The sequence below is a fragment of the Planomonospora algeriensis genome (genome assembly GCF_977012225.1).
The window spans coordinates 1-5,163 of the sequence record NZ_CDRNDK010000436.1; the positions used below are offsets into that span (position 1 = coordinate 1).

At 74.1% G+C, this 5,163-nt stretch carries 4 protein-coding genes and 1 pseudogene; 3 read left to right on the forward strand and 2 right to left on the reverse strand.

What is annotated here, in order from left to right:
* Window positions 1–256 precede the first annotated feature (256 nt).
* Complete coding sequence (locus ACWJ6R_RS29645) at window positions 257–766, reverse strand: VOC family protein (protein WP_449065386.1); 510 nt, start codon at window positions 764–766, stop codon at window positions 257–259.
* A 79-nt stretch (window positions 767–845) separates the two neighbouring features.
* Here ACWJ6R_RS29645 and ACWJ6R_RS29650 point away from each other — a divergent pair, with 79 nt between their 5' ends.
* A complete protein-coding gene (locus ACWJ6R_RS29650) occupies window positions 846–1,295 on the forward strand; it encodes a MarR family winged helix-turn-helix transcriptional regulator (protein WP_449065387.1) in 450 nt (149 codons plus the stop codon).
* Window positions 1,296–1,339: 44 nt separating this feature from the next.
* Here ACWJ6R_RS29650 and ACWJ6R_RS29655 read toward each other — a convergent pair whose 3' ends face one another.
* Window positions 1,340–2,599, reverse strand: coding sequence for an ROK family protein (locus ACWJ6R_RS29655; RefSeq protein WP_449065388.1), 1,260 nt, complete (start codon window positions 2,597–2,599; stop codon window positions 1,340–1,342).
* 79 nt (window positions 2,600–2,678) lie between these two features.
* On the opposite strand from ACWJ6R_RS29655, the gene xylA reads away from it, so the two are divergent.
* Window positions 2,679–3,830 (forward strand): xylose isomerase, encoded by a 1,152-nt coding sequence (gene xylA, locus ACWJ6R_RS29660; RefSeq protein ID WP_449065389.1) that lies wholly within the window; start codon window positions 2,679–2,681, stop codon window positions 3,828–3,830.
* Window positions 3,827–5,163, forward strand: a pseudogene (gene xylB / locus ACWJ6R_RS29665) (xylulokinase); the annotation flags it as partial. The gene xylA and the pseudogene xylB, both read left to right, overlap by 4 nt.

Below are 5,163 nucleotides of genomic sequence, written 5' to 3' on the forward strand. Positions count from 1 at the left end.
TGCTCGCCGGCACGGTGTTCCCCGCTCGTCCTCGTGGGGCTGAGCGCGGCCCATGTCCTCCTCGCCCGTCGCGCCGCCGCTCCGCCGCCCTCGATCGCTCCGGATCCCGGCGGGTGCCCGGCCGCGCCCGGGACCGGTGAGCGGCCGGTCCCGTCCCGGAACGGCGGCCTGAAGGGGTTGCGTCGAGCCGTCCCCAGGGCCGTCGGTCCCGGCTCCGGGCGGAGGGCGGAGGTCGGAGGGCGGGGGCAGAGGGCGGTCAGGCCGGGATCGAGACGCCGACGCCGCCGCGGGTGTGCGCGCCGTACCGCTCCTTCTCGCGGGCGATGTCCAGCGGCCGGATCCGGGCCCGGCCCGCCAGGACCTCCTCGGTGACCAGGTCGGCGGGGAGCAGCCAGGAGACCTCGAACTCCAGGCCGTCGGGGTCCTTGGCGTACAGCGCCTTGGTGGTGGAGTGGTCGGAGGCGCCGGCCAGGGCGTCGAGTTCGCTCAGCTTGACCGCGATCCGCTCCAGCTCCGCCAGGGTGTCCACCTCCCAGGCCAGGTGGTAGAGGCCGACGGTCGAACGCCCGGCGGCCGAGGGGCCGGCCTGGGCGCCGAGCTGGAAGAGGCCGAGGTCATGGTCGTTGCCGGACCCCTCGGCCTGGAGGAACGCCGCTCCCGGCATGCTCATGACGACCCGGAAGCCGAGGGCCTCCTGGTAGAAGGCGACGCTGCGCTCGACGTCGCGCACGTACAGGACCGCGTGGTTGAGCCGCTGGACCGGCATGGTGACTCCCTGAGGTCTAAAAGTTGAACTCTCAAGTACTTTAACCCCAGAAACTTGAGAGTTCAACTAAACTGGCTCCGTGACGAGATGGCTGGACGATGACGAGCAACGTGTGTGGCGGTCCTTCCTGGCGGCCTCCCAGGTGATCCAGGAAGAGCTGGACCGCCAGTTGCAGCGGGACTCCGGCATGCCGCACGCCTACTACGCGGTGCTGGTGCGGCTCTCGGAGGCGCCGGAGCGCCGGATGCGGATGAGCGATCTGGCCGTCGCGGTCAACTCCTCGCAGAGCAGGCTCTCCCACGCGGTCGCGCGCCTGGAGGAGCGCGGCTGGGTGCGCCGCCTGCCCTGTCCGGGGGATCGGCGGGTGAGCTGGGCGGTGCTCACCGACACCGGACACGCCGCGCTGACCGCCGCCGCGCCCGGACACGTCGAGGCCGTACGGCGCTGCCTGTTCGACCGGCTCACCCCCGAGCAGACCGGACAGCTCGCCGCGATCTGTGCGGCGGTACTGGGCGAGCGGCGCTCCTGAGCGGCCGCTCCACGCCGAGCGGGTGGCGAGCGGGTGGCGAGCGGTCAGTCCCGCCCGGCGCCGGCCGGGGCGGCCCTGGTCGCGGCCAGGTAGGCCACCGGGTCGGCGATGATCCGGTGGATCACCTGTCCGGCCGCGCCGAGCGTCGCCGCGTCGCCGCCGAGGTGGGAGACGACCAGGTCGGGTACGGCGTCGCGGATCGCCGCAAGCCGGGCGGCGACGGTCTCGCGCACCGGGCCGGAGATCCACGGGAAGAGCGGGGCGAAGACGCCGCCCAGCACGATCGTGCCGGGGTCGAACAGGTGGACGGCGGAGGTCAGCGCCAGGCCGAGTGCGTGCCCGGCGCGCTCGCAGGCGGCCAGCGCCGCCGCGTCCCCATCGCGGAGGCGGCCGGTCAGCTCCTCGACGCCGCCGGCCCCGGCCGCGCGGAGCAGCGCCTCCTGCCCGGCGTACTGCTCCAGGCAGCCCCGGCCGCCGCAGCGGCAGGCCGGGCCGTCGGGGAAGACGACCACGTGGCCGAGCTCGCCGGCGAGCCCGTGGGCGCCCCGGAAGAGCGCGCCGCCCACGACGAGGCCGGCGCCGATGCCGACCTCCCCGGAGACGTGCAGGAAGTCACGGAGGAAGTCACGGTGGCCGGAGCCGAACCAGAGCTCGCCCAGGGCGGCCAGGTTGGCCTCGTTGTCCACGGTCGGCAGCGGGACCGGGGCGGGCTCGGCGGGACCGGCCGGTCTCTCGATGGCCGTGGCGGCCGGCGGGGTCAGGAGGCCGCTCAGGAGCTCGCCGACGTGCACGTCCCGCCAGCCGAGGTTGGGGGCGCTGTGCACCAGCCCGTCGTCCACCGGGCCGGGGACGGCGAGGGTCGATCCGGCGACCGTCAGGCCCATCGAGCGGGCTTCGTCCACAGCCTCACGGGCGAGTTCTCGCAGGTGGCTCAGGGTTTCCACAGGCGAGGCGGTCCGGTTGTCCACAGCCTGTGCACGGCGCAGCCGTACCTCCAGGGTCAGGTCCACGACGCAGGCGGAGAGGTAGTCGACGTTGATCTCCAGGCCGAGCGCCGCGACCCGTCCGCCGCTGAGCGCGACCGCGGTGCCCGGCCGGCCGCGCTCGCCCCGGGACGGGACCCCGGTCTCGGTGACCATGCCCGCGGCGAGCAGGTCGGCGACCATCTTGGAGACGGTGGTCTTGGTCAGCCCGGTCATCTCGGCCAGCGCGGCCCGGGTGACCGGCCCGCTCCGCCGGACCTCGCCCAGGACCACCCCCAGGTTGCGGGCGCGCATCGAGTCGTGGCGTACGGCCTGTGTCATGGAACACCCACCTCTTGACGATCCCACTTCCAGGACGCATATTAAATCCATTAAGTGGACTAAATCGGAGGACCGGCCCATGAACGCCTACACGCCCACCCCGCAGGACCGCTTCACCTTCGGCCTGTGGACGGTCGGATGGTCGGCGCGCGACCCGTTCGGCGACGCCACCCGGGCCGCCCTCGACCCGGTGGAGACCGTGCACCGGCTCAGCGAGCTCGGCGCCTACGGCGTGACCTTCCACGACGACGACCTGCTCGCCGTCGAACCTGACCGGGACAAGGCGATCGAGCGCTTCAAGGGCGCCCTGGCCGAGACCGGCCTGAAGGTCCCGATGGCCACCACCAACCTGTTCACCCACCCGGTCTTCAAGGACGGCGGGTTCACCAGCAACGACCGCGACGTCCGGCGCTACGCCCTGCGCAAGGTCATCCGCAACATCGACCTGGCCGCCGAACTGGGCGCGACCACCTACGTCCTGTGGGGCGGCCGCGAGGGCGCCGAGTCCGACGCCGCCAAGGACGTCAAGGCCGCGCTCGACCGCTACAAGGAGGGCCTCGACCTGCTGACCTCCTATGTGATCGACAAGGGCTACGACATCCGGTTCGCCCTGGAGCCCAAGCCGAACGAGCCGCGCGGCGACATCCTGCTCCCGACGATCGGCCACGCGCTGGCCTTCATCAACGAGCTGGAGCACTCCGAGCGGGTGGGCCTCAACCCCGAGGTCGGCCACGAGCAGATGGCCGGGCTGAACTTCGTGCACGGCATCGCGCAGGCGCTCTGGCACGGCAAGCTCTTCCACATCGACCTGAACGGCCAGCACGGTCCCAAGTACGACCAGGACCTGATCTTCGGCCACGGTGACCTGAAGAGCGCGTTCTTCCTGGTCGACCTGCTGGAGAACGAGGGCTACGAGGGTCCGCGCCACTTCGACTACAAGCCGCTGCGCACCGACGACGCCTCCGACGTGTGGGAGTCGGCCGCCGCCAACATGCGCACCTACCTGATCCTCAAGGAGAAGTCCGCGGCCTTCCGCGCCGACCCCGAGGTGGCCGAGGCGCTGGCCGCCAGCCGGGTCGGCGAGCTGTCGCAGCCCACGCTGGCCCCCGGCGAGACCCTCGACGACCTGGCCCGCGACGACTTCGACCTGGACGCCGCCGCCGAGCGCGGCTTCCACTTCACCCGGCTCAACCAGCTCGCGCTGGAGCACCTCCTCGGAGTGCGCGGATGACCGGTGCGCGAACCCTCGTGGCCGGGGTGGACTCCTCCACCCAGAGCTGCAAGGTGGTGATCAGGGACGCCGTGACCGGCGCCCTGGTCCGCCAGGGCCGGGCCGCCCACCCCGACGGGACCGAGGTCGGCCCCGAGGCCTGGTGGACGGCCCTGGGCGAGGCCGTGGACCGGGCGGGCGGGCTGGACGACGTCGCTGCCGTCAGCGTTGCGGCGCAGCAGCACGGCATGGTCTGCCTGGACGAGTCCGGGCAGGTCGTGCGCGACGCGCTGCTCTGGAACGACACCCGCTCGGCGCAGGCCGCGGCCGACCTGGTCGCGGAGCTGGGCGGACCGGCGGCGTGGGCGGCGGCGGTCGGCAGCGTGCCGGTCGCGTCGTTCACCGTGAGCAAGCTGCGCTGGCTGGCCGAGCACGAGCCGGACTCCGCCCGCCGTACGGCCTCGGTCTGCCTGCCGCACGACTGGCTGACCTGGCGGCTGGCCGGGCGGTCGGGGGCGCCCGTCACCGACCGCGGTGACGCCTCCGGGACCGGTTACTGGTCGCCCGCGACCGGGTCCTACCGCACCGACCTGCTCAAGGCCGCCCTCGGTTCCGTCCCGCAGCTCCCCCGGGTGCTGGGCCCCCGGGACGGTGCGGGCGAGGTCCGCCTCGCCCGCGACCCCGCGCGCAGGCGTGGGGGAGCGCCCCGGTCCCGGACGGAGCACTGCTCGCTCCCGGGACCGGGGACAACATGGCCGCCGCCCTCGGGGTGGGCGCGCGGCCGGGCGACGTGGTGGTGTCCATCGGCACGTCGGGGACGGCGTTCGCGGTGGCCGAGGCGCCGAGCGCGGACCCGAGCGGGGCCGTGGCCGGGTTCGCCGACGCGACCGGCCGGTTCCTGCCGCTGGTGTGCACGCTCAACGCGGCGCGGGTCCTCGACGCGGCCGCCCGGATGCTCGGGGTCGGCCTCGACCGGCTGGGCGAGCTGGCCCTGTCCGCTCCTGCGGGCGCGGGCGGGCTGGTCTGCGTGCCGTACCTCGAAGGGGAGCGGACCCCGAACCTGCCGGAGGCGACCGGGTCGCTGCACGGGCTGACCCTGGAGACCTCCACCCCCGGCCACCTGGCCCGGGCGGCGGTCGAGGGCATGCTCTGCCACCTGGCCGACGCCTTCGACGCCCTCGGGCTGGACCCGGCCCGGGTGCTGCTCGTCGGCGGCGGGGCCCGGTCGGAGGCCGTACGGCGGATCGCCCCGGCGGTCTTCGGGCGGCCGGTGGTCGTGCCCGAGCCGGGGGAGTACGTCGCGGACGGCGCGGCGCGGCAGGCCGCCTGGCTGCTGGCCGGCACCGGCGAGCCG

Coding starts and splice junctions, on each gene's coding strand:
- ACWJ6R_RS29645 (WP_449065386.1), bottom strand. CDS start 766: ATGCCGGTCCAGCGGCTCAACCACGCGGTCCTGTACGTGCGCGACGTC.
- ACWJ6R_RS29655 (WP_449065388.1), bottom strand. CDS start 2,599: ATGACACAGGCCGTACGCCACGACTCGATGCGCGCCCGCAACCTGGGG.
- xylA (WP_449065389.1), top strand. CDS start 2,679: ATGAACGCCTACACGCCCACCCCGCAGGACCGCTTCACCTTCGGCCTG.